Consider the following 23,366-nt stretch of genomic DNA (forward strand, 5'->3'; position numbering starts at 1 on the left):
CGGGGAACCGCTGGACCACGTCCTCCTGTCGGGTCCTCCCGGGCTCGGCAAGACCACCCTGGCGCACATCATCGCCAACGAGATGGGGGTCGGGATCCGCACGACGTCCGGCCCCGCGATCGAGCGGAAGGGGGACATCGCCGCGATCCTCACCGCCCTCGAGGCGGGGGACGTCCTCTTCATCGACGAGATCCACCGCCTGAGCCGCGTCGTCGAGGAGCTGCTCTACTCCGCGATGGAGGATTTCGCCCTCGACATCATCCTGGGGCAGGGGCCGTCGGCCAAGTCGATCCGGCTTTCCCTTCCCCGGTTCACGCTGGTGGGCGCGACCACGCGCACGGGCCTTCTCACCTCGCCGCTGCGGGACCGGTTCGGCGTACCGTTCCGCCTCGAGTATTACGGGCAGGAGGAGCTGGAGGAGGTCGTGCGGCGCACCTCGTCCACGCTTTCGATCCACATCGACGCCGGCGGCGCGCGCGAGATCGCGCGGCGCTCCCGCGGGACACCGCGGATCGCCAACCGCCTCCTGCGAAGGGTCCGCGACTTCGCGCAGGTGGGCGGCGACGGGCGGATCACCCGGGAGATCGCCGACCAGGCGCTCCTGCGGATGGAAGTCGACCGCGAAGGGCTGGACGTGATGGACCGGAAGATTTTGAGGGTGATCCTGGAGAAGTTCCAGGGGGGGCCGGTGGGGGTCGAGACGATTTCGGCCTCGGTCAGCGAGGAGCGCGACACGATCGAGGATGTCTACGAGCCGTTCCTGATCCAGCAGGGGTTCCTGAAGCGCACGCCGCGGGGGCGGATCGCCACCCCGGCCGCCTGGAAGCACCTGGGCCTCGCGGTCCCGAAGTCCGCCGTCCAGGACGAGCTGTTCGGGGAGAAATGACGACATGGCGTCCTTCGGGAAGTCGCTCGTGTTCATCGGGCTCGCCATCGCCGCCGTCGGCGCGCTCTTCCTCCTGTCGGACAAGGTCGGCTGGATCGGCCGACTGCCCGGCGACATCACCATCCGGCGGGAGAACTTCACCTTCCACTTCCCGCTGGCGACGTGCATCCTGATCAGCGTCATCGTCTCCCTCGTCCTCTACCTTTTCCGAAAATAGCCCGCGGGGTCCGGGTATAATGCCCCGGGGGGTGGAAGTGGGCGTACGGAAGGCATTTTGCACGCTGATGCTCCTTGTCGTCGCATCCGGCTCGGCGGTCGCCGCGCCCCGACCGAAGATCGTGGAGGTCTCCGGGACGATCCAGGGGAGCGAGGCCAGGGTCCGGTTCACCCTGCAGAACGCCTTCACCCCGGAGATGGTCGAGGCGCTGAAGAGCGGCATCGAGATCTCCTTCCGGATCACGGTGGAGGTGGATAGGGTCTATCGGGCCTGGTTCGACCAGACGGTGGGCTCCGTGCGGCACACGAGTTCCGTCCGGTACGATGTCCTCTCCAAGGTCTACCGACTCCACCGAAGCGACGGGAACGAACTGCTCCCCGACATCCACGCCGCGCTCGACCGGATGACCCGGTTCGAGATCGCGGTCCCGGTGAACGGCGCGGTGGACCGGGGCAAGCCGTATCACGCCCGCGTCCGCGCGCGGTTGGACAAGGCGGGCCTTTCCGAGACGCTCCGGTCGATCATCTTCTTCTCCTCCCTGTGGGACGTCGAGACCGACTGGGCCCGCGGGTTCCTGCACTCGCCGTGACCGGGGAACGCGGCGCCGGCTCCCCGCGGCACGAAGCGGAGTCCGCGAAACGGCGACGGGAGCGGTGGGCGATCGGCGCGGTCGCCTTCCTCGTCGCGGGACTGACGCTCCTCGAAGCGTACCTGGCCGCCGTCGGCGGGTCGGTCGCCTTCTCCTCCAACATCGTCATCTTCGCCCTGATCAACCTGAACGTCATCCTCGTGGTCCTGCTGATCTTCCTGGTGACCCGGAACGTCTTCAAGATCCTCCTGGACCGGCGCCGGAAGATCCTCGGCGCGAAGATCCGGTCCCGCCTCGTCCTGATCTTCATCTGCTTCTCCCTCATCCCGACCATCCTGCTCTTCATCGCGGCCACGAACATCACGACCACGAGCATCAAGTCGTGGATCGGCGGGCGGGTCGGGCAGGCGCTCTCGGGCGCGCTGGAAATCGCCAGGAAGCAGCTCGAAACGGAAGCCGCCGCGATGTCCCCTCTCGCGGAGGAGGCCGCCGATCGCCTCGCGTCCGCGCCCGCAGCAAAGGATCCCGCCGACGCGCTCCGCTTCGACCGGTCCCCAACCCGGGAGGACGCCGTCCTCCTGCTGGTCCGCCGCGGCGCGATCGCGGCCCGGGATGGAACGATCCCGCCCGCCGTGGAGAACGAGATCCTCTTCCGGCTGAAGGGGATCGCCGGCGATGGCGCCGGGAAAGGGCACTCCACGCTGATCGGGGAGGAGTACGCCGCGTCCTGGCGGCCTGCCGGCGAGGGCGACCGCGTGGTGGCGGTGAAGCCGATCCCGCCGGCGGAGTCCGCCCGCATCCGCGACATCGCCAGGGCGTACGACGAGTACCACCAGGTCCGGCTCCTGGACGACCCGATCCGGGCGAGCTACGTGGGGATCCTCATCCTGATCACCCTGCTGATCGTCTTCGCCGCGAGCTGGATGGGAATCTACCTCGCGCGGCAGATCACGGTCCCGGTGCAGATGCTCGCCGAGGGAACCGAAAAGGTGGCGGGAGGGAACCTGGACGTCTCCCTGGACTACACCTCCGACGACGAGTTCGGGACCCTGGTCGCCTCCTTCAACCGGATGACCGCGGACCTGAAGGCGATGAAGCGGAACCTCGAGGAGGCGAACGTCTCCCTGTCCGGGACGTACGAGGAGCTTCGCCGCCGCACCCAGTTCATCGAGACGATCCTCGACAACATCTCGACCGGCGTCGTCGTCATCGACCGCCACGGGCGCGTGTCGATGATCAACAAGGTGGCGGGGCGGCTGCTCGGGATACCGACCGACCGCGCCCTCGGAGAGCTGTACCGGGACGTCGTCCGGGAGGAGCATTACGAGGCGATCCGCGGTCTCTACCGGGAGGCGGGGGAGACCGGCGGCGGACAGGTCGAGCGGCAGGTGGAGCTGGTCCTCGGAGGGAAGAAGGTCGCCCTGCGCGTGAGCCTCACGGCGCTCCGGGACGACGCGGGGGAGTACCTGGGGCTGGTGGCCGCATTCGACGACCTCTCCCAGGCGATGCGGCTGCAGAGGGTTCTGGCGTGGCGCGAGGTGGCCCGAAGGATCGCCCACGACATCCGCAACCCGCTGACCCCCATCCAGCTCTCGGCGGAACGGATGCGGCGGAAGTACGCCGCCGCCCACGAAGGCGACCCGGTCTTCGAGGAGTGCACGCAGGCGATCCTCTCGGAGGTGACCACGCTCAAGCTGCTGGTGGACGAGTTCACCCGGTTCGCCCGGATGCCCGCGCCGGTCTTCTCCGAGGGGGACCTGGCCGGGGAGGCGCGCCAGCTCGTCGAGACGTACCGGGACGCCCACCCGGGGATCCGTTGGGAGTTCGTTGCGGGGGAGATGCCGCCGGTGTGGTTCGACCCCCACCAGATCCGCCGGGCGATCACCAACCTGCTCGAAAACGCGACCGCCGCCCTTTCCGCCGGCGGCCGCGTGGAGGTCGCCTGTTCGTTCGAACGCGATAGCGGGCTGGCGCGGGTCACCGTCTCCGACGACGGCCCGGGGATCTCCGCGGAGGACCGCGACCGGATCTTCGAGCCGTACTTCTCCCGGCGGGAAGGCGGGACCGGGCTGGGGCTCGCGATCGTAAGCGCGATAGCGAGCGACCACGGCGGGGTCGTCCGGATGCGGGACAACCGCCCCCGCGGCGCTGTGTTCGAGCTGGAATTCCCCGTCCGCCCGCAGGGGAAGGAGTAGGCCGGGGTGGATCCGGTCCGCTTCGGAAAATACCGCGTCCTGCGGAGGATCGCCTCCGGCGGAATGGCGCAGGTGTACCTGTGCCGCCTCACCGGGGAGGAAGGGTTCCGGAAGCGGGTCGCTCTGAAGGTCGTCCACCCGCGCCACGGGGACGATCCCCGGTTCCGCGACCTCTTCGTCCGGGAGGCGCGCCTGGCCGCATCCCTCTCCCACCCGAACCTCGTCGAGGTGTTCGATTTCGGCAGGGAGGGGAGCGCCTTCTTCCTCGCCATGGAGTACGTCGAGGGTTTCGACATGGCGCAGGCGGCCGCGCACGCGCGGCAGCTCGGGGTCCGGATCCCGGGAGGCGTGTGGCGCCTCTGGGTGGAGGGGATCTGGTCGGGGCTTTCGTACCTGCACGAGAAAGGGATCGTCCATCGCGACGTCTCCCCCGGAAATGTGCTTCTCGGGCGCACCGGCGTCGTGAAGCTTTCGGATTTCGGCGTGTCGCGGGCCGTATCCGCGGGCCGCGACGGGGGGGATGACGGCCTTGCGGGGAAAGCCGGGTACCTGTCCCCCGAGCGGGCCAGGGGCGAGGAGGCGACCGCCTCGTCCGACCTGTTCGCCGCGGCCGTGATTTCCGCGGAGCTCCTCCTGGGCCGGCGCATGTTCGAGGGGGGCCGGGAAGAAAATCCGCTCGACCGGGTCCGGGAGTTCGACGGGAGCCGCCTCGAGTTTCCCGGCGAAGATCCCACGCTCGCGGACGCGCTCCGGATCGGGCTTGCGTCCGACCCCGGGAATCGGTACCGGTCCGCGACCGAATTCCTGGAGATCCTCCCGCGCGTCGCGCCCGCCAGGGCGACAGGGCCGGAACTCGCGGATTTCTGGGACGCCCTGTTCCCTCGTTCCGAGGAAGAGGAAACGGTCCCCTCCCTTCCACCGGGCGACGGGATGCCGCCCGCGATGGTGAAGGAGTCCCCGGAGCGGTACGGGATGCGGGGAAGGAGGCTCCAGGCCGGCGCGGCGGCAGCCTTCGTGGCGCTGTCGGTCGGGGGAGCGCTCCTCTGGAAGGAGACGAGGGAAGGCGACCGTGATCCTTCGTCACCGGCCGCCGCGGTTGCTCCAGGCCCTACGGCCCCCTCATCAACCCCGGAAGTCGCGGCCGTCGCATCACCCCCTGTGAAGGACGTGGCATCGGCCTCGATTCCGGGGATGCGGGATACCGGGAAGGTCGCCGAGGTTCGCGCGGAGCCGAAATCCTTCGTCCCGCCCACCCCGGATCCGCCGGCGCCCCGGTACGTGCGGATCGAGACGGAGCCGGAAGGGGCGAACATCGTCGCGGGGAGCGGCGAAACGGTCGCAACGACCCCCGCGCAGATCGACCTCGCCTCCGTCGGCCCGAAGGGAATCGTCCTTTCCCGTGCGGGGTACGAACGGAAGGCCGTCCCCGCCGGGGCGTTGACGCCGGGCGTGACGTTCCGGATAGAGCTCGATCCGGTGATCGGCACGGTGGAGGCGATCCAGGCGATCCCGTGGGCGAAGGTTTTCCTCGGGACGAAGTTCCTGGGCGAGACTCCGCTCACGTCGGTCCGGCTCCCGGTGGGGGAGCACCGCCTCCGCTTCGTGAACGAACCGCTCGGGCTGGACCGGACGGAGACGGTCGTCGTCCGCCCCGGGGCCAACCCGAAGGTAATCGTCCCGTTGACGGGGGCGGGGCGTCGGTAGGACGAGAGCTTGGACCTTTCCCTCTGACCGTTCCACTTCCTTTGGCGTGATATTTCCGTGCCATCCGTTGTCTCGCGACGCTCTTCAGGTAGGAGGCACGACTCCCGTTCTTTTTTGCGGCGTGTATCCGGACCGACAACCGTAACGATCGATCGACCGGATCCATTCGAACGGTTTCACCCGGCCCGTACGAATGGGGGACCGCCGCCGGGCATTCTCGTTCCGGTAAAAGTACAACCAGTGACGCAGCCACCAAGACGGTCGCCACGTGCCGCAAGCGGAATTTCGTCATGTTCACCCCCAAAGCAACTCACGCAATCCCAACAGGACCGGAGACAGGATCAACAGGAACACGGCGGGAAACATGAGAAACACAAGAGGGAAGAGCATCTTTACCGCGGCCTCCTGTGCCACCGTCTCGGCCCTGTGCCCCATGCTTTCCAGCATCTTCGAAGACAGCTCCCTCAAGCTTCGGGAGAGGCCGATTCCGAGCCGCTCCCCCTGCGACACGTAATTCAGGAAGAGGCGATACTCTTCCAGCGGCAATTTCTCGCGGGAACGCGAGATCGCTTCCCCGCGGGGGACACCCATGGAGCGCGAGCGGACCAGTTCCCCCAGTTCCCGCGCCAGGGTTCCCCTCGGGATCGACCCGGCGGTCTCCTGCAACGCGGAAGAAGCTCCCATCCCCGATTCGAGAAGAAGGGAAAGGAGGAAACAGGCGACCGGCAGATCCCTTCGGACGGAGCGGATCGCGTCCCGCGCGGCTCCGCGGAAGCGGATCCAAAGCACCCCCACGCAGAGAAGGGTGGCGATGCATGCCGATTCCACGGCGCCTGCGAATGTCGGGGAAGCGGCTATCCCGACGGGCACGACGAGCAGGAAGAGGAGTTCGGAAACCGCCCAGGGCCGGACCGGGTCGACGAGGCGGATTCCGGGAATGCGGAACAGTCCCCGGCGGATCAGCCGCCCGGTCAGCCGTTCGTGGATCGTCCGGTACCGGTCGGGGACTCTTTTGAAATATCCGTCCGCATGGGCACGGAATGCCGAGCGGGCGAGGAGCGACATTCCAAGCAGCGCCGGAAGCCAGATCCGGAAAAGGTCTTGTGCCGTCACGGCCGAACCGCCAGGATCTTGCGGATGACGAACCATCCCAGCAACTGAAGCGCGGCCGACAGGATGAGGAGCGCTTTTCCGGGAGGGGTGCCGACGAGTTTCGGGAAGAATCCCGGATCGACCCGGGAAAGGGCCAGGGCGAACGCGGGACCGAGCATCGTAAGGACGACCGCCTGGAGGCGGGCCTGGGCGGTCATGCTTCGGAGCTTCTCGTCCGCGCGATGGCGGAGACGGAGTATGTCCCGCGTCCGCTCCAGCAGGTCGACGATGTTTCCTCCCCCCGGCAGTGCGGCGCGCATCGGTTTGACGAAAAGCGCCACCCCCTCCTCGTCGATTCGTTCTTCCCAAAGGGTGAACGCTTCAACGGGGCCGACTCCGAGTCGCAACTGACGCAGGACCCAGGCCATTTCCTCGCGAACGCCGGATGGAAGGAGTGGAACGATCTCCGGCAAGGCCGCTGGAAGGCTGTGCCCGGCCTTCACGTGGCCGGCAAGAAGGTCTAGGAGGACGGGAAGCTGGGAAACGATTCGCTTCCTTCGGCGGACCCGATACCGCCGAACAGCCGATCCGCATAGAAGTACCGGCGCCCCTCCGAAGGCGGCCGCCGCCGTGAACGATCCCGTGGCGAATAGAACGACGATTCCGCAAACGGTCCCCGATGCCAGCAGTGCGATCGCGACCCGGGATGGCGGCAAATGCAGGAATTCGTCCCGAAGTTCGTCCGAATGGCGGTTTGCCGCGGAGAAGAAGCGGCCACGCGCCCAAGGGAGGGCGGTGTGCAGCAGATAATACACGGCCAATCCGGCCCCGATAAGGAAGAAGGCGGTTTCCGGAAGGGTCAGGCCCACGACGGTTCGCCCTCCGCCCCGAAGCGGGAAGGGACCCCGGTGTGTACGAGACGTCCCCCGGAGGTATCGCCGCACCCGGTCCGATCCCACCGGAAGATCTCCTGGAGAAGGATCTGGGATTCGTTCATCCCCGCCAATTCTGCGACCGAAGTGACGGCACGCCTCCCGTCGCCGATCCGTCCCGTGTGGATGATCAGGTCGATCGCGGAAGCGATCTGTTCCCGGATCGCCCGGATGGGAATCTCCACCCCGGAAAGGAGGACCATCGTCTCCAGGCGGCGCAACATGTCCCGCGGCGCATTCGCATGACCGGTGGTGATCGATCCGTCGTGGCCGGTGTTCATCGCCTGAAGCATGTCGAGCGCCTCGCCGCCGCGGCACTCGCCGACGATGATCCGGTCCGGCCTCATCCTGAGGGAGTTCCTGACGAGGTCCCGGATCGTGACCGCACCGTGCCCCTCTATGTTCGATGGGCGCGCCTCGAGCCGGACGACGTGGGGCTTCTGGAGGCGGATTTCCGCCGCGTCCTCGATGGTGATGATTCGCTCCTCTTCGGGGATGAACCGGGAGAGGGCGCTCAGCAGGGTTGTCTTGCCGGAGCCGGTGCCTCCCGATACGACGATGTTCCTTCGCTCACGGACGGCCTTTCGGAAGTATTCCGAAGCCTCCGGCGTAACGGAACCGATGCGGACCATTTCCTCGAGAGAATACGGCTCGCGCCGGAACTTCCGTATGGTGAGACAAGGACCGGTAAGGCTCACCGGAGGGATGACGGCGTTGATGCGGGAGCCGTCCGGGAGCCTGGCATCGACGTACGGTGACGATTCGTCGAGTCGGCGGTTGACCCTGGAAACCATCCGATCGATGGCTGCCCGAAGGGAATCGTCCGAGAGGAATCCGCCCTCGTGGAGGGACACCTTGCCGTCCCGCTCCACGTAGATCGACTCGCCTCCGTTCACCATGATTTCGGATACCGATGGGTCGGAGAGGAGCGGCGTAATCGGGCCGTACGCGAAGATCTCGTCGAGGATATCCCGGCGCAGGGCGGTTTTCTCGCCGTCGGGGATGTGCACACCGGATAGTTCCCCGTGGAGGTGATCCTCCGCGAGGCCTCGTAAGCGTCCGATGTCATCCGTGACCGACGGTCCGGTTTTCCTGGCATCCAGGCGCTGGAGCACGGAACGGTGAAGTGCGAGCCGCACCTCCTTGTTCATTCGCAGGGACCTCCTCAATCCATCAGGCGGAATCGAAAAGCGTCCCGTTCCCCGGCGGCCCTTCGCTCCCACCCGGACGCTTCGGGCCCGGCGCTTCCGATCATTTCCGTCGGCGTGATGAAAATCGCCAGCTCGGTCTGGTTCTCCCGGAAGCTTCGCGATTTGAACAGCTCCCCAAGGACCGGGATCTGTCCGAGCAACGGGACTTTCGCGACGTCTTTCGCCATGTCGCTCTTCACGAGTCCGGAAAGCATGACGGTCTCTCCCGGGGGCGTGGAAAAGTGGGTGGATACGCGCCGGGTGATGAAACCGGGGACGTTCGAGCTCCCGCTTCCGTGGTCGACCGCGCTGACTTCCGCGGTGACCTGTGTCCGGATCTTTCCTCCCGGCGCCATCGTCGGACGAATCTTGAGGATGATCCCGTACGTCTTCCATTCCACGGTGCGGGTTTCGGGGGTTGCGATTACGATGGGAATTTCCCCCCCGGCAAGGAACTCGGCTTCCTCCCCGCTTTCGCAGGCAAGTTTCGGGTTCGACAGGATCCTCGCCCTCCCGTCGGCCAGGAGGAAGTTCAGGCGGGCCTCGAATTCGGTACCGACGGACGCCGTCCCGCCGTTCCCCGTCCCCGCGGAGAGTCCCCCCTGGAACGTGAGCCCGTCCGGCCACCGGACACCCAGTTGACGGGACTCCCCCCGGCCGATTTCGATGATCTTCAGGTCGTATCGCAGCAAGGTCTTCCTCTCCTGGGGAAGCGAAAGACGAAGGTGGACGCCGGGATGGGCCCGCGCATACTCTTCGAGCGTCGATCGATCCTGGGCCGTGTCCACCGATCCCGCGACGACCACCGAATCTCCCGTCTCGGATACGGTGAGTCCGGGAAATAACCGGGCGAACATCCGGGCGTCGTCAACGTTTGATCCTCTTCTGGAACGGACCTCGATGCGCATCTCCGTCCGTCCCCCCGGCTCCCAGAGGACCAGGTCGGTATCGCCTTCCTTCTTGCCGACCACCAGGATCCCCTCTCCTTTCGGGAGCGGCTGCGCTTCGACGATATCCGGATTTCCGACGGAAAGGCGGTACACCCCTTGCCGGTCCAGGATGCGCTGGAATCCGGGGTGGACCCGGATCGTTTCCACGGCGAATGCCATCGGGACTCCAAACAGCCAGAAAAGGACGAAGGCACCGACGGCCCGAAGACGGTGATCGTTCACCCGCGTGCCTCTTTTCCCGGAAGGGGTTCGGGGATCCTCAAACCGCCCTTCCATATCTCGACTTGGGGAGTCGTATTGAATTTCTTCGATGCGCCGGTGGAAACGGAAGCGTTGTCGTCGGGATTTCTCAGGAACCAGTGCAATTTGCCGATTCCCGCCGCTCTCGCGATCCTTGCGCCTTCCCGGGGGGTGACCATCAGGGTCACCGTGCCGGCGTCCGGATTTTCGTTCGGACGGGCCAGCCGGTCATGATGGCGATCCACGGCGATGACGGAAATGTCGCGGACCCATTCGGCGGCTCCCGATCCCGACGGTTCGGCCAGCAGGTCGACCCGGTCACCGGGGTGCAGCAGGCCGGCGAAGGACGAAGTGGGGTCGACTCCAACCGTCAACGCCCGTTTTCCGGAGAGGACCCTCCGGGAGAACGACTCCGTCTCGTACGGCTCCTCGACGTCGCTCCACAGGATCGGCTCCCCCTCCTCGATGGTTATCTTCGCCCGGCCCCCGAGCAGTAATTCGAATTCGGCCGCGGGTACGTTTCTCTGCCCGGTCCCGGAAGAGGGAACCGGTTTCTTCGCGAGATTCCGTTCGCTGAACTCCTCTCCGGCGGGTATCGCGACGGATGCGACGACCACCTCCACGGGATTCGCCTGGCGGCGGATGTCGTTTTCGACCGCGGATATCCTTCGGCCCGCCGCGGCAAGCGCCAGCCCGGTCAACAGGACGCCTGCGGCCAGAGGGAGAAGCGGTTTGACCTTATCTGTCCATTTGGCGGACCAGAAGGAATTCATCCTTCGCTTCATCCAGCCAGACAACGGATACCTCCTTTCCCCTGGATCTCTTCAGCACGGTCGGAGCGCCGGCTCCGTCTACAGGGCTGAAACGTTCCCATCCGCCGGCTTCAAGGGCGGAACGGACGACGCTCCGCGATGCGATTTTGCCGAACACCAGTTCCACCGGATTCCCTTCTCTTTCCATCGAGAGCGCATGGTCCGCACGGAGTCCGCCGGGAACTTCCGGTCGCCTCGGAGGGATCGCCCGGGGGGTCCCGCAGAGTCTGCCGGAGAATGCCGGATGAGGAGGGGAGAGAGACTCCTCCTGGATCTCCGGATGATCCGGCAACGCGACTCCCCGTCGCCCGAGTTCCCTCGCCAGGGTGGTGGAATCACCTGCGGGCGAGTCATCCGTGATGAACGTATCGCCGTCGATGGTCGTGCGGAGTGTCGAGGAGATGTCCCTCTTCCGGGCGTCGACGTACGCGGCGATCGTCAGTATCAGCAGGACAACGGCGCAAATCGTCAAGGGGCGGCGGATCCCGCGGCTCATCGGAATGCACCCGATATCAGGATTCCCCGGATCGTCCTCCGGGCGGTGTTTCCGGAAGAGGATTCGCTGTCCCAGCAATCCACGGACGCCTCGGATTCCCGGCGTACTTCGTGCGGCGGGAGATCCAGGAATCCGCCGACCGGTTCCGCCGGTGCACGGACCCCAACCGACGCCTTCGTTCTTCCCGTCATGCCGCGGAACAAGGGGAGTTGCCCGATGAGCGGCCCGTCGACGGCTCGAAAGGAGATCCCGTTGTCCATGGGCAGGATGGTTCGGGCAAGTCGATCGTCCATGCCGGGCAGATTTCTCCCCGACCGGATCATGTGGGCCATGGCGGCGGAGTCCGCCGATCCGGAGTACGAAAGTTGCCGGTACGACCAGTAGGCGCCCGCGAGGAGCGCGAGGATCGCCGGGATCAGGAGGATGGATTCGACGATCGACTGGCCGCACTCATCTTGACGTTCCGGATTCACGAGCGCCTCCTTCCAGTAATCGCGACCTCCAGGTCATTTCGGCCGATCCCCCGCCGAACGGCTCCGCTTCCGATTCCGCGAAAACCTTCCGTTTTCCCGACTCTCCGGGAAAAGGGATCGGCAATGGGCGAACGACCTGGAAACCGGTGAATCGAACGCGCTGTCGTTCCGGCAAATCCTTCTCGGGAGTCAACATCCGGATCGGGCCCGGGTCCGAACCGGCGATGGTGCAGAGCGCGGCGTCCAGCGCGGACAGTACTGCTTTGGCGGCTTTCTTCAGGAAGCGGATCCTCCGCAGGCGAATCGGGATTTGTGAAATGGGTGCGATCGCATCGATCAACCGGACCGGCGGTCCGGGTTCGAGGTGAAGTTCGAGCGTGTTCCTCCCGTCGTGCGGACCTCCGGGATTGCAGGGGAACAGGATACCGGTCACGTTCTTCTTCCGTGAAAGCTCCGCCGTCTCCGCAAGGACGAGATACGGCGTGGCCTTCCGGATCTTTTCGCTCCAGGCGACGAGGGTGTGCGCGGTCTTCCAGTAACCGGAGACCAGCCTTTTCGCTTGTTTGGTGTACTCCAGAAAAGGCGGGATGCCGGCACCGAATGCCGCGGCAAGAGCCATGGCGGCCCAGACGAGGCAGATCCACCGGATCGCTCGAAGGCACTGGATGACGCCGTCGTTGAGCGCGGCGATCAGGTTCAAACCCCTTGCCTCCCAGGTGGCGGCGGAAAGGGCGACCGCGTCCACGGCGTTCGCGGACGCCACCCTGCCGACCGCGACCTGGTGAAATTGAATCGACGCGAAGATCAGGGCGACCACGGTTCCTGCGACGACGAGAAACAGCGCGGTCGCCTGGCCGCGGTTTCCCGCCCGGGCGTCGACGGCCTGCCGGGAGAAGTACCCGATCACGGTCATTCCACCGTGACCCAACGGCTCGATTGAAACATCAGGTAGTACCGGCCGCCCAGCCGGACCTTCTTCCCCGGCGAGAGGTGGTACAGGATCCGGTCGATCCACGGGACCACCAGTTCGATCCCGTGGGTCAGCCGGACGCACATCGCGTCGCCCGCCGCCGCACGGTTCGCTCCGCGTTCTCCGTCCCGCGTGACATCGAGAGCGGTCAACGCCGCCGTCCCGAGGGAGCCCCCGGGGCGGTTCCGGCATGTTCGGAACGCCTCGAGATACGCCGCCTCCCGCGCTTTCCGGAAATCCTCCCGGGCGATCCGGGCGAATTTCCTGGCCGCCAGGTGCGCCGCAGTGTCGACGGCGCCCTTTCCGGCCCAGAGGAGGGACAGCTGGATCATCGCGAGCAAAAGGAACAGGAAAGGAACCCCCGCCACGAGGAATTCGATCATCGCGCTTCCCCGGTCACTTCGAGCCGGCATACGTAGAGAGGTTCTTTCGGTTGGCTTCGACTCCGGCCGCCCCGGCCAGCGACTCGACCTTCCCGGTCTCGCTCCCGGCCATCGCCTTCACGATCACGTGGAACTGGTTGCGGAGTTGATTTCCGAAGAGATTGACGATGCCGATCCCGGCGATCGCAACCAGCGCGACGATGATGATGTACTCCGTGAGCCCCTGTCCTCCGCGATTCCTGCCTCTTCTTGCTCCCATCACGCCACCTCCTTAAGGACGAATTCGGATGGCGGCTGGTGGAGCAATACGCGTTCCATGGAGCGCGCAGCGGTCATCATGGAATTCGTAGTTCAATCGGCGGGTTGGAGATGCGCAGGACGATGGGGAAATCCGATTGGGAGAAAACGGTTCGAAAATCGGACCTAAGGTTGGATTATCGGTCGGACTACTTGCTCCCGATCCCGTACTTCTTCAGCTTCTCGAACAGGGTGGATTTCGCGATCCCCAGCTCCCGGGCGGTCCGCGTCTTGTTCCCGCTCTGGCGAGCCAGTTCCGCAAGGATGTTGGTCCGCTCCGCCTGCTCCCAGCGGGAAAGGTTTCCGGAGGCCGCGGCGGCGGGATCTCCATCCGGGGATTGCCGAAGGAACGAAAAATCCTCCCCGGACAGCTCCGCGCCGTCGGCCATCACCACCGCCCGCTGGATCGCATTTCGAAGCTCCCGCACGTTCCCCGGCCAGTCGTGGGAGATGAGGGCGTCCAGCGCGGCGGGGGAGAGGGACGGGAGCTTCCGGTTCTCCCGCGCGCCCATTCCGGAAAGGAAGTGCCGGGCGATCGGCGCGATGTCCTCCCGGCGATCCTTCAAGGGAGGAACCGCTACGGTGATGGCGCCGACCCGGAAGTAGAGGTCTTCGCGGAACGACTTCCTTGCCACCTCTTCCTTCAGGTTCCGGTTCGTGGCCGCCAGGATCCGGACGTCGGCCGTAAGCGTCTCGTTCCCGCCGACTCGCTTGATCTCCTTCTGCTCCAGGGCGCGTAGAAGCTTCGGTTGAAGAGTAAACGGCAACTCCCCGATTTCATCCAGGAATATCGTTCCGGAATGCGCCAGCTCGAACGCGCCCCTCCGCTGGGCGGTCGCGCCCGTGAACGAGCCTTTTTCGTGGCCGAACAGCTCGCTTTCGATCAGCTCGGGAGAGATCGCCCCGCAGTTGACGACGATGAACGGACGGTCCCTGCGGCCCGACGCGTCGTGGATCCCCCGGGCCACCAGCTCCTTCCCGCTCCCGGTCTCTCCCTCTATAAGGATGGCGACGTCGGACGCGCCGACCCTGCGGATCGTGTCGGCAAGCTTCCGGATCGGCGCGCTGACGCCCACCAGGCCGAACGGCGCCTCCGCCGGCTTCTCCGGAGAGATCGGACGCCGGGCGGAGGTTGCCCCGGAAGCGGATCGCACCGCCCGGAGATCGGGGCCGGCGGCCGCGGCTACCGTGGGTTCCTCGCCGGAAGATGGAGCCGCGCCGAACCTCTGGAAATGGATCCGGTACGAGCCGACCGTGAACGTCTGTCCGTCGTCGAGCGGAATCTGCGCAACCGGCTTGCCGTCGGCGTGCGTCCCGTTCCGGCTGCCGAGGTCGGCCAGGAAGTACCGGGTTCCCACGCGGTACACGCGCGCGTGAAGCCGCGACACCGACGGGTCGGGAAGCTGCAGGTCCGCCTCGCGGCCCCGTCCGATCTTCACTTCCTTCAGCCCCAGCCGTACTTCCACCGACATCCCGTCGGTGATCGAAACGGACAGCCTCGCCCCCGGATCGGCCTGGATCATCGCACCCTCCCGCGCGTTTCGCCTGTTGTCAGCAAGCGGGATGCCGGAAATGACGGGAACGGAGATATTTCCGCAAGGAACGCCTCGACGCGAGAACGACTCCGATCAGCAGGTAGGGGAGGAGTACGCCGACGCCCTCCCCGGCGGAAGCCGTTTCCCCCCCGGTCACCATCGCGCAACTCCCTCCTCCTCCTCCGCTTCCGACGGATACGGACGTCCCCGTTGTGTAAGCGTGGACGACGAGCGCGCTGTTGTCCAGCCCGTCGTCCGCCCGCAACCCGATCTCGTACGTACCCTGCACGTCGGGAAGGAAGACGGCGTTGTCGACGTCGGATGCGGTGATGGCGGCGGCGCTCCCCGACGGCCGGGACACGAGCAGCCAACGATATGCAATCGTCTGGTTGTCCGCGTCGGACGCGATCCCCCGGAAAGTCACGGCCTGCCCCGCGTCCTGCGGTGCGGGGACGGTGAAGTCGGCGGAAGGAACATGATTGGCGTGGAGGACGGCCGTGGCCACGCCGTGCGGGGTCGAGGCCGGAGATCCCTGCGAGACCTCGAGACGCACGGTGTAGTTGCCGGGGACATCCGGCGTGAACGATGGGGAGGGGGTATTGGCCGACAGCGTGGCGCCGGATCCCGCCGGCCTGGCGGTCAGGGACCAGGCGTACGACAACGGATTTCCCGTGAAGGCAGACGAACTATTCGAAGAGGTGAGCGGGACCGGGACGCCGGGAACGGCGGTGGAAGGCGACGTGATCGCAGCCACCGACTCCCGGACGGCCCGCAGCGCGTTGACCCGTCCGAAACCCCAGGTCGTGTTCGGAGCGGCGCCGACCGGATCCGCGGTCCGCCGCAACCGTTCCCGCATCTGCGCACCGCTAAGCGCCGAATTGGACTCCCACACCAGCGCGGCGATTCCGGCCACGTGGGGGGTGGCCATGCTGGTGCCCTGCATGATGGCGTAGTTGCTGTTGGAAGGGACGATTTCCGAGGGGAAGAATAACGCCTGGGATGACCTTGCCGAGTAGATGAACTGGCCGGGAGCGGCGACGTCCGGTTTCGGACGGCCGTCCCGCGTGGGTCCCCGGCTGCTGAAGGAGGAGATTCCCAGCGATCCGGCGCCGCCGCCGGAAGTTTTCGTCTGGAAGGATCCCACCGCGAGGACGTTTTCGCCGTTGGCCGGCTCGATGATCGTCCCCGAAAGCGAAATGCTCCCGCCGGAAAAGGTGCCATCGGCGGAGTCGATGTATCCGTCGACCGTCCCGGAGCCGCCGTTCCGAACGCGGTCGAGGCGGATGGATGCCGGAACGGACGGGCCGGAAGGGGGGCGGGAGATCAGGACGAAGATGTGCGTCGCCCCGTTCGGCGGCGCGTCGGTCCGGTTGTGGATGGCGATCGAGCCGGACGGGAGGGTGCCGACGGTCCCGCTGGCGGCGGACAACGTCTCCCCCGAATAAGCGACTGTGACCGTGAAACGGTCCTCGCCGTCCGCCCAGAGGTCGACGAAAGCGGTCCCGGAGGAGGGATCGGGCTCCACCGTCAGGGAGGCGGTCGACGAGCCGAACGGGGGGATCGCCGCGCGGTAATGCTCGTTCAGGTCCTGCTCGTTTCCCGCCGCGACGGCCATGAGGCGGCGGCTGCCCGCGGACCCCGTGGCGAGGTCGTTGAGCGACGACTCGAACGCGCTGGATCCGTCGTGGGGACCGATCACGCCTCCCAGGCTCAAGTTGATCGCCGCCGGTTTTGCCGCCGTTTCGGCGTACGCGTACAGGTCGGCCACCGCGTTGATGATGTCCGTGTCGAAAAACGATGAAACGCCCGCGCGGCCGACCAGGAGCTCCGCCTCCGGGGCCATGCCGGTGAACTGTCCGGCCGATGCGGCACCGTTCCCCGCTGCGATTCCCGTGACGTGCGTGCCGTGTCCGAACGTATCGGAGAGGGCGCTCACCCCGGGGGAAAAGGAGAATGCGTGCACGACCCTCGATGTGGGCGGGGCGCCCGTGTTGAAGTCCGGGTGGGATCCGTCCAAACCGGTGTCCACGACTCCGATCAGGGCCCCCCGGCCCGTGAACCCGGTGGGCAGCCCCGTCCCCGCCTGGACCACGTCCGCCTTGACGGCAGGCCGGCTGAGATCCAGCAACGGCCTCACGCGCCTTCCCGCCTCGATGTACGAAACGGACGGCCAGTTGGAAACGTACCGGACGGCGTCCATCCGGATCCTCGCCGTGAGGACCCTCGATGAGATCCGTCTCGCGGAGCCCGAAAGGCTTCCGATCCGCTCCGGCAGCGAGGGATCGTCTCCGGTTCCGTGGATGAAGACCGGCACGGCGAGATCCCCGGAAGGCGGCGCGCCGAAGACCTTCCGCTGGGCCGATGATACGGCGACGGAATCCGAACGGAGCAGCATCGGGTCGACTTTCCGGACGTCGGGTTCCACCGGGGTCCCGGACAGCGACAAGACGCCGAAGAGGCAAAGGAGGGCGCCGGCGGTCCGGCGGAAGGTGCGGGATCGCATGGGACGCGGATTTCCCTTCAGCGCGGCATCGACCGTACTTTAGATGCCCCTTCCAGGTAGATTATTCGGTCGGACCGGAGCAGAAGCGGAAGGGCCGACAAGGGGCCGGAAACGATCCAGTTCCGGGCGACGCGGGTTACGACGCGGAAACCCGACGCCGCGACGAACCGCTCGTCGACATCCCCGGGCGGCTCCTTGAAGCGCAGCACGATGTCGATGTCCCTCCCCTCGTTCCCCGCGGCGAAGCGGGACAGCAGGTCGAACTCGAGGGCCGGATCCAGCCGGGCCAGGCGGCCCTGGGGACCGAGCCAGGCGACCCGCCGCACGGAGGGGTCCTTCAGGAGCGGAAGGACCTTCCCCGGCTGGAGCAGGAGTATCGCGGCGTTGCCGAATTCGTCGAGGATCAGGATGGAGGCCCGGGCGATGGCATCCGAATGCCGGAGGAACGCTGCGTCGCGAAAGACGGCGACCGCCGCAAACCGTTCGTCCCCTCCGCGCCGAACCAGGTCCCGGAGCGGTTCGTCCGCCTTGACGCGAAGGAGATCCTCCTCCTCGGGCGCGAACGGCCCGAGTCTGGCCGCCGATGGACACCCGGCGCACGGCAGCAGGACCGCGGCGACCAGCAGGAGGGCGAGGGTGCGAACCCGTCGCCTACGGCTTCGGCGAGAGGAATCCGACACGGAGGGTCACGTCGATGTACCGGGGATCGTCGTAGCGGCTCTTCAGGAGCGACGAGCGGACCGCTACCGGCAGCGCCCCGGACGACAGCCGCTGCAGCGCCTTGACCGCCTCGAGGTACGTCAGGTTCTCCATCCGCACGTCGAAGGACTCCTCGCGGAAATATTCCCCGTCCCTCGCTCCTCCGGATTTGATGCTGAACGCGGACTGGGGGATACCGGACTCCTGCAACGCGGAGGACAGGCGGGTGAGGGGGGAATCCTTGGCGTTCGCGCCGGCCTGCACGGCTCCCGCCCTCAGGCGGATCTCCCGCTGCATCCGTTCGAGATCCGGCCGGGCCTTCCGGACCTCGGCGAGATCGCTCTCCGCCGCCGCCGCGGCGCGACCGAGCGATTTCAGCCGGGAAACGCCGGGGAAGACCACGAACGTCAGCAGGAGGATCGCCGCCGCGGCGGCGCCCCCGATCGCCAGGAACCTCTTTTCGCGGTCACGAAGCATCGGCGCCCCGGTTCATGCCTTCTTCTCGACGAGGATGGTGTACCGGACGGATGGGCCTTTCGCTCCGCCCTCCGCCTCCTGCACGGTCACTGCCCAGGACGGGCCGAACGTCCCCGCCAGCCCCGATCGGTACGCCTCCACGAACTTCGCCTCCCCCGCTTCGCCGGCGAGCCGCAGGCGTCCGCCTTCGATCGACACCTCCCGCAGGGAGATCTCCCCCTGCGGGAGCGAAAGGGACGCCTGCATCAGCAGCTCGGCGGGCGAGGGAGCGTCGGCCCCGAGCTCCTTCTGCCGGAGGCGGAGGGACGCGACCTTCTCCCGGATCTGCGCCGTCGCCTGGACGACCGACCGGACGTCCGGGGCCGCCTCCGCGAACTCCTTCACGACCTGAGCCCGGACGCGGTTCGCCTTCTCGGCCTCGACCCACTTCGCGAACTCCAGGGCGCCGACCGACAGGACGAGCGCGGCGGCCAGGGAGATCGCGGCGAATCGCCGGATGCGCACCTCTTTTTCCGCGGAAGCGGCGGCCTCGGCGGACGTCCGGAAGGAGAAGCCTCCGGCGACATCCGGCAGGAACGGGGCCAGCGCGGCCCCGTAGGCGGCCAGGTGCGAGGGCGGCAGGCCTTCGGGACCGAGGAAGATGGAGGCCGCGGGGGCGAAACCGGCGAGCGAGGGCGGGGGGACGCCGAGGAAGAGGGCAGGCGCTACGCCGTCATCGCCGTCGTCCGAAAGTTCTCCGAGGGCGGAGACGATCTCCGCGGGGGAATCCGCCATCGCCGCCGGGAACTGCCTCGCGGAGAGAACGCCGCCTCCCGAGAGCCGCATCAGCAGGATGTCGGGGAGGGTGGCGACCAGCACGGCCTCGTCCGGCGTCCCCCGGCCGGCGCCGATCAGCAGGGCGGACGCGTGGTCCGTGACGATCCGGTCCGCCCGCAATCCGGCTTCGGCCAGGCGCGAGACGACGCTTTCGACGAACGATCGACGCGTCGCCACCGCGAGAAACGTGTCCGGGGTCCGGGGGGAGGCCGGGAACAGGTCGGACAGGATCTCGTCGTCCTCGATGGGGAGGTTTCCGTCGAGCTCGGAGAGGTGGATGACCCGCGCCCTGGGGAGGTCGGACACCGGCAGCGTGAGCGTGCGGAGGTAGGCCAGCGGCGACGGCAGGGTCACCACCACTCCCGGAATCGGCTTCCCCGGGAGGGCTTCCCGGAGCGCCGATGCGATCGTCGAAGCCGTGTCGGGGCCGCCGAACGGCTCCCCGCAAGGCGCGGAAACCGCGGCCGCCACGGCCGGGGAGCCGGGCGTACCCGAGAGCGCGACCGCGCACCACCGTTCCCTCGATATGGAGATCCCGATCGACAGCATGAACGCCCCGTCAGAAGAACTGGAATTCGCCCGCAGGCGCCGCCAGCGTGCCCGTGATCCTCAGATTAGCATTCTTTGCGTTTTTCGCCATCATGTCGAACAGGTCGGCGACCCGTCCCTCGAACGGATTCCGGATCCGGAGGTGGAACGTCACCGACGACCGGGCCGGGTCGGCGATCCGCGCGATCTCCCCCGTGCCGTCCACGCTCGACCCTTCGTACACTCCGGTCAGCCGGGGAACCTGGAACACGCCGCCGCGGACGACGAAGGAGACGTTCACGTTGTCGATCCGCGCCTCCCGGATCGGCGAATCGGCGGCGGGGACCGGGATCCGCAGGAAGCGGAGCGTCCCGGAACCCGACGCGGCCGTATTTCCTCCGGAGGCGGACCACGCCGCTTCGATCCGGTCGATCGAGAATCCGGATCCGCCGGAGGAGAAGACCGGGAACGGGAGGTCGGAGGAGGATGCGCCGGACACCACGAGGTTCCCGCCGCTGGGGTTCCAGAAAGCCGGTGAGAGGCGGAGGTCGGCCACGGCTTCGCCGCGCGACAACCGGAAGTGGGAGGGTCGCCACCGGAAAAGCCCGGTCCACTCCCAGGACGCGTCGACCTGGTCCAGGGAGAGCAACGTCCGGCCCGCGGCCGATACGGTCACATTCCTCAGTCGCACGCCGAGGGGAAAACGGATCCCCGCCGCTTCCGCCTCGATGTCCATGCCATGCGCCTTGAGGGAAGGACGAAGGGCGGACAGAACGACGTCGCCCGGAAGGGTGACGCTCACGACGACCGCGAACACCGCGAGGAACAGGAGCGCCCCGAGCGCCGGGACGAACAGGCGCCCCGGACCGGGACGGTTACCGGGCAAAGGCCTTCCTTGCGTATTTGCGGATCGCCAGCAGAACCGCCGGGAGGACGAGCAGGGCGGCGCCCGGTATCCTGCCGTTTTCCCCGGGACCTCCGGCGGCGACCATCGCGCACCCGGCCTGCTTCTCCGGGATCGGCGGATCGATGGAGTCGATCGCGGTGGTCACGTACAGGTTTCGGGCTCCCGGAACGACGTTGTCCATCCCGGACCAGAACAGGACCGCCTTCCCGCTGAAGTGCGCGAACGCGGGCCGGGTGTAGTCTCCCGGGAGGGTGGTCGAGAAGGAGAGGCCGCCGGTTCCGACCGGTGTCGCGGACGACGCCATGCCGGCGGATCCGAAGGCGGTTCCGGTGCCCGTCGTCAACCCGGAGATGGACATGGTGTAGAGCCGCCCGGGAGTTCCCGACGGAGGGGCGGACGACGAGAGGAACCCGTAGCCGGCGACGTGGACGAAGTTCTGGCTGTCCAGCACCGTTTCCGGCCGGTACACGTCGAAGACCGTCGGCATGACGGAAGCGCCGGGAGGAGACAGGAAGAAGTTGGCGTTCACCGGCAGGTTGCCGGGCCCCACGGGATTTCCGTCGTGCGTGACGGCGTCGGGGTTGAGCACCGCGAATCCGAGCGGCCCCGCGAGCCCCGTCGTGCCCGCCGGCTCCTCGGCGGCGAAGACGAGGACCCGGGTCGCCGCCGGCGCGTGGATCGTCGGGAAACCCCAATGGAACGGGCCGGAGAGCACCTGGGTGGCGCCGATGGCCAGGTTGTCCACCGTCGAGGCGAGGGACTCCTTCACCATCGCGTAGTAGATCGAGGACGGTTCCGTCGCGACGTTGTCGACCGCCCACACGACGTGGCTTCGGGCCGTTCCCTCGATCGCAAGCCGCGGACGCGGGTTCAATCCCCGGGGGTCCGCCGGCTTCGTCAGCAGGATGGGCGACGCGCCGACGAGGAAGCCGTTGTCGAGTCCGGCCCGGGCGTAGTACACGTCGCCCGTCGCGCCGTCCGTGAAGGCGATGCGCGCGGTGTTGTCCGTGGGGACTACCGCGAAGGAAGGGTCGACGGTGGTTTGCGCCAGCCGCCCGGAGAGCGGGTGCGCGACCTCCTGGACCGTCTGCCCCGTCACGACGTTGTTGTCGAGCGTGACCAGGGCGCGGAAGAGCCTGTACCCCGCCGCGGCGTTGTCGGACGGGATCCCCTGGAACAGGATGACCGCCTGGGTGGCGGATCGCATGGCGATCTGCGGATGTCGGGCGGTGGAGTACAGGGAGCCGTTGTCGATGGCGACGGCCGGGGTCAGGAGGGCCTGCGAGCGCGTGAGGGTCGAACTGGAGAAGTCCGCCGCCCCGCTGACCGCGGCGTAATGGACCTTGAACAGGCCGGATGCCGTGTTGTCCCCGATGAAGGCGACGTGCACGGTGGTGCCGCTTGGCGCCGCCGACGGCTGGTCGAACACCCATGCCCCGGTGCCGCTTTCGTTCACCGGAAATATGGCTTCCGCCCACGCTCCGGCGGCGAACAGGAGCGTTGCGGCGATCGCAAGCAGGGCGCGGTTGCGGCGGAACGAACTCATCGATTCCCCTCCGGGGTTTGTGGATAAGGGCCTACTCCAGGCGCCAGAAGCGCCATTGTATCTCATTTCCGGACCGGAATCCGACCGCGTCGACCGTGCGTTCCGTCCCCCCGACCTCGCCGGTCGACCGCACGTGAAACGCCGTGGAACGCACGTCGATCAGGTCCCGGATCCGGGTGCGCCGGTACAGTTCCCGCAAGGAAGGGGAGACGTTGCCGATCTCCTCGGTCCGGGTGAACGGGTGATCCGTCCGGTACGCGACGATCTGGTCCGCGGTCGCCGGGCTGATCGGTCCTCCCTCCGCCATGTCCCCGCCCGCCGACAGGGAGACGAGGATTTCCCGGGGGGCGGTGTTGATGTTCACCGCCCCGGACGAGTGGACCGCCACGAAGGGGCGAAGTTTCTCGAAGACGTCGCGGGAGACCCCGCGTACCAGCCGCAGCTCCTCGATCGTGTCGAACAGGTCGTTCTTCGCGCGGTACGGGTAGGGGAGCCCGCGGTAGTAGGCGCTCTCCGCGCCGCCTACCCGCGGCGCGTCGTCGTTGTCCAGCCAGTCGACCACCGCGTCCGCGACGGATCCGTCGATCCCGAGCGTTTCCAGCAGTCGCCGGAACACCGCGAGCCGCTGCTCGTCGGGCGCGTTCCCGTTCGGCAGGACCAGGCGGTTCAGGTTGACCTTCCGCTCCTCGTCCTCCACTACGACCCGTATGACGCCGTCGCCGAGCTCGATGGGGGGTGCGGCCCTGGACCAGATCTCGTCCAGCGTGTCGAACGCGTTCTCCCTCGCATCCTGGCGGAGCACGATCCGCGCCGCGCCGACCCCTGCCTCCGCGAGCAGGGTGCACCGGATCGAATCCCTCCCGTACGCGCCCGTCTGCGCGGACCGGGCGCCGAGGCGGAAGATCTCGTACGACAGGGCCACCACCAGC

The 23,366-nt window shown here is 67.2% G+C and carries 23 protein-coding genes; 5 read left to right on the plus strand and 18 right to left on the minus strand.

Annotation, left to right across the window (positions count from 1 at the left end):
• The 5 genes from ruvB to HZB86_08080 form a co-directional block, all read left to right on the plus strand.
• Positions 1-886, plus strand: an 886-nt coding sequence (gene ruvB, locus HZB86_08060) for a Holliday junction branch migration DNA helicase RuvB (GenBank protein MBI5905491.1), incomplete at its 5' end; no start/stop codon positions are given.
• 4 nt (positions 887-890) lie between these two features.
• Entirely contained in the window at positions 891-1,103 is a 213-nt protein-coding gene (locus HZB86_08065; protein MBI5905492.1) for a DUF2905 domain-containing protein, read from the plus strand.
• A 67-nt stretch (positions 1,104-1,170) separates the two neighbouring features.
• Positions 1,171-1,692, plus strand: coding sequence for a DUF4390 domain-containing protein (locus tag HZB86_08070; protein ID MBI5905493.1), 522 nt, complete (start codon positions 1,171-1,173; stop codon positions 1,690-1,692).
• Entirely contained in the window at positions 1,689-3,887 is a 2,199-nt protein-coding gene (locus HZB86_08075; protein MBI5905494.1) for a PAS domain-containing protein, read from the plus strand. The genes HZB86_08070 and HZB86_08075 overlap by 4 nt, the downstream gene beginning before the upstream one ends.
• Before the next feature lie 6 nt (positions 3,888-3,893).
• Positions 3,894-5,591 (plus strand): protein kinase, encoded by a 1,698-nt coding sequence (locus tag HZB86_08080; protein MBI5905495.1) that lies wholly within the window; start codon positions 3,894-3,896, stop codon positions 5,589-5,591.
• A gap of 294 nt (positions 5,592-5,885) precedes the next feature.
• Here the strand turns inward: HZB86_08080 and HZB86_08085 are convergent, their stop codons facing one another.
• From HZB86_08085 to gspK, 18 genes are all read right to left on the minus strand, one after another.
• Positions 5,886-6,704, minus strand: a complete 819-nt coding sequence (locus HZB86_08085) for a type II secretion system F family protein (GenBank protein MBI5905496.1) — start codon at positions 6,702-6,704, stop codon at positions 5,886-5,888.
• Positions 6,701-7,186: a type II secretion system F family protein gene (locus tag HZB86_08090; GenBank protein MBI5905497.1), complete on the minus strand. Its 486-nt coding sequence runs from the start codon at positions 7,184-7,186 to the stop codon at positions 6,701-6,703. The genes HZB86_08085 and HZB86_08090 overlap by 4 nt, the downstream gene beginning before the upstream one ends.
• A 356-nt stretch (positions 7,187-7,542) precedes the next feature.
• Entirely contained in the window at positions 7,543-8,766 is a 1,224-nt protein-coding gene (locus HZB86_08095; GenBank protein ID MBI5905498.1) for a CpaF family protein, read from the minus strand.
• A 14-nt stretch (positions 8,767-8,780) separates the two neighbouring features.
• Positions 8,781-9,914: a pilus assembly protein N-terminal domain-containing protein gene (locus HZB86_08100; GenBank protein MBI5905499.1), complete on the minus strand. Its 1,134-nt coding sequence runs from the start codon at positions 9,912-9,914 to the stop codon at positions 8,781-8,783.
• Between the two features lie 59 nt (positions 9,915-9,973).
• The gene (cpaB, locus tag HZB86_08105; GenBank protein MBI5905500.1) at positions 9,974-10,768 is read right to left on the minus strand and encodes a Flp pilus assembly protein CpaB; all 795 of its coding nucleotides are present in this window, start codon (positions 10,766-10,768) and stop codon (positions 9,974-9,976) included.
• A complete protein-coding gene (locus tag HZB86_08110; GenBank protein ID MBI5905501.1) occupies positions 10,734-11,303 on the minus strand; it encodes a hypothetical protein in 570 nt (189 codons plus the stop codon). The genes cpaB and HZB86_08110 overlap by 35 nt, the downstream gene beginning before the upstream one ends.
• The gene (locus HZB86_08115; protein ID MBI5905502.1) at positions 11,300-11,776 is read right to left on the minus strand and encodes a hypothetical protein; all 477 of its coding nucleotides are present in this window, start codon (positions 11,774-11,776) and stop codon (positions 11,300-11,302) included. The genes HZB86_08110 and HZB86_08115 overlap by 4 nt, the downstream gene beginning before the upstream one ends.
• Entirely contained in the window at positions 11,754-12,689 is a 936-nt protein-coding gene (locus tag HZB86_08120; protein MBI5905503.1) for a hypothetical protein, read from the minus strand. The genes HZB86_08115 and HZB86_08120 overlap by 23 nt, the downstream gene beginning before the upstream one ends.
• Positions 12,686-13,129, minus strand: coding sequence for a pilus assembly protein (locus HZB86_08125; GenBank protein ID MBI5905504.1), 444 nt, complete (start codon positions 13,127-13,129; stop codon positions 12,686-12,688). The genes HZB86_08120 and HZB86_08125 overlap by 4 nt, the downstream gene beginning before the upstream one ends.
• A 13-nt stretch (positions 13,130-13,142) precedes the next feature.
• Positions 13,143-13,388, minus strand: coding sequence for a hypothetical protein (locus HZB86_08130; GenBank protein MBI5905505.1), 246 nt, complete (start codon positions 13,386-13,388; stop codon positions 13,143-13,145).
• A 187-nt stretch (positions 13,389-13,575) separates the two neighbouring features.
• The gene (locus HZB86_08135; protein ID MBI5905506.1) at positions 13,576-14,949 is read right to left on the minus strand and encodes a sigma 54-interacting transcriptional regulator; all 1,374 of its coding nucleotides are present in this window, start codon (positions 14,947-14,949) and stop codon (positions 13,576-13,578) included.
• Positions 14,950-14,977: 28 nt separating this feature from the next.
• A complete protein-coding gene (locus HZB86_08140) occupies positions 14,978-17,464 on the minus strand; it encodes a S8 family serine peptidase (GenBank protein MBI5905507.1) in 2,487 nt (828 codons plus the stop codon).
• Positions 17,465-17,481: 17 nt separating this feature from the next.
• Positions 17,482-18,144, minus strand: coding sequence for a hypothetical protein (locus HZB86_08145; protein ID MBI5905508.1), 663 nt, complete (start codon positions 18,142-18,144; stop codon positions 17,482-17,484).
• Positions 18,116-18,640, minus strand: a complete 525-nt coding sequence (locus HZB86_08150; protein ID MBI5905509.1) for a hypothetical protein — start codon at positions 18,638-18,640, stop codon at positions 18,116-18,118. Before HZB86_08150 ends, HZB86_08145 begins: the two co-directional genes overlap by 29 nt.
• A gap of 12 nt (positions 18,641-18,652) precedes the next feature.
• On the minus strand, positions 18,653-20,005 hold the full coding sequence (locus HZB86_08155) for a hypothetical protein (GenBank protein ID MBI5905510.1): 1,353 nt from the start codon (positions 20,003-20,005) through the stop codon (positions 18,653-18,655).
• Positions 20,006-20,015: 10 nt separating this feature from the next.
• Positions 20,016-20,870, minus strand: a complete 855-nt coding sequence (gspN, locus tag HZB86_08160) for a type II secretion system protein GspN (GenBank protein MBI5905511.1) — start codon at positions 20,868-20,870, stop codon at positions 20,016-20,018.
• Positions 20,860-22,437 (minus strand): hypothetical protein, encoded by a 1,578-nt coding sequence (locus tag HZB86_08165; GenBank protein MBI5905512.1) that lies wholly within the window; start codon positions 22,435-22,437, stop codon positions 20,860-20,862. The genes gspN and HZB86_08165 overlap by 11 nt, the downstream gene beginning before the upstream one ends.
• A 31-nt stretch (positions 22,438-22,468) precedes the next feature.
• On the minus strand, positions 22,469-23,366 hold an 898-nt coding region (gene gspK / locus HZB86_08170), incomplete at its 5' end, for a type II secretion system minor pseudopilin GspK (GenBank protein MBI5905513.1).

The organism is Deltaproteobacteria bacterium, from assembly GCA_016234845.1.
In the GTDB taxonomy this organism is placed as follows: domain Bacteria; phylum Desulfobacterota; class Deferrimicrobia; order Deferrimicrobiales; family Deferrimicrobiaceae; genus JACRNP01.

Bases quoted from the DNA above. Each gene is read 5' to 3' on its own strand.
- HZB86_08150 (MBI5905509.1), bottom strand. From the start codon at position 18,640: ATGCTTCGTGACCGCGAAAAGAGGTTCCTGGCGATCGGGGGCGCCGCC.
- cpaB (MBI5905500.1), bottom strand. From the start codon at position 10,768: ATGAATTCCTTCTGGTCCGCCAAATGGACAGATAAGGTCAAACCGCTT.
- HZB86_08070 (MBI5905493.1), top strand. From the start codon at position 1,171: ATGCTCCTTGTCGTCGCATCCGGCTCGGCGGTCGCCGCGCCCCGACCG.
- HZB86_08120 (MBI5905503.1), bottom strand. From the start codon at position 12,689: ATGACCGTGATCGGGTACTTCTCCCGGCAGGCCGTCGACGCCCGGGCG.
- HZB86_08095 (MBI5905498.1), bottom strand. From the start codon at position 8,766: ATGAACAAGGAGGTGCGGCTCGCACTTCACCGTTCCGTGCTCCAGCGC.
- HZB86_08110 (MBI5905501.1), bottom strand. From the start codon at position 11,303: ATGAGCCGCGGGATCCGCCGCCCCTTGACGATTTGCGCCGTTGTCCTG.
- HZB86_08130 (MBI5905505.1), bottom strand. From the start codon at position 13,388: ATGGGAGCAAGAAGAGGCAGGAATCGCGGAGGACAGGGGCTCACGGAG.
- HZB86_08155 (MBI5905510.1), bottom strand. From the start codon at position 20,005: ATGCTGTCGATCGGGATCTCCATATCGAGGGAACGGTGGTGCGCGGTC.
- HZB86_08165 (MBI5905512.1), bottom strand. From the start codon at position 22,437: ATGAGTTCGTTCCGCCGCAACCGCGCCCTGCTTGCGATCGCCGCAACG.
- HZB86_08100 (MBI5905499.1), bottom strand. From the start codon at position 9,914: ATGGCATTCGCCGTGGAAACGATCCGGGTCCACCCCGGATTCCAGCGC.
- HZB86_08140 (MBI5905507.1), bottom strand. From the start codon at position 17,464: ATGCGATCCCGCACCTTCCGCCGGACCGCCGGCGCCCTCCTTTGCCTC.
- HZB86_08135 (MBI5905506.1), bottom strand. From the start codon at position 14,949: ATGATCCAGGCCGATCCGGGGGCGAGGCTGTCCGTTTCGATCACCGAC.
- HZB86_08065 (MBI5905492.1), top strand. From the start codon at position 891: ATGGCGTCCTTCGGGAAGTCGCTCGTGTTCATCGGGCTCGCCATCGCC.
- HZB86_08125 (MBI5905504.1), bottom strand. From the start codon at position 13,129: ATGATCGAATTCCTCGTGGCGGGGGTTCCTTTCCTGTTCCTTTTGCTC.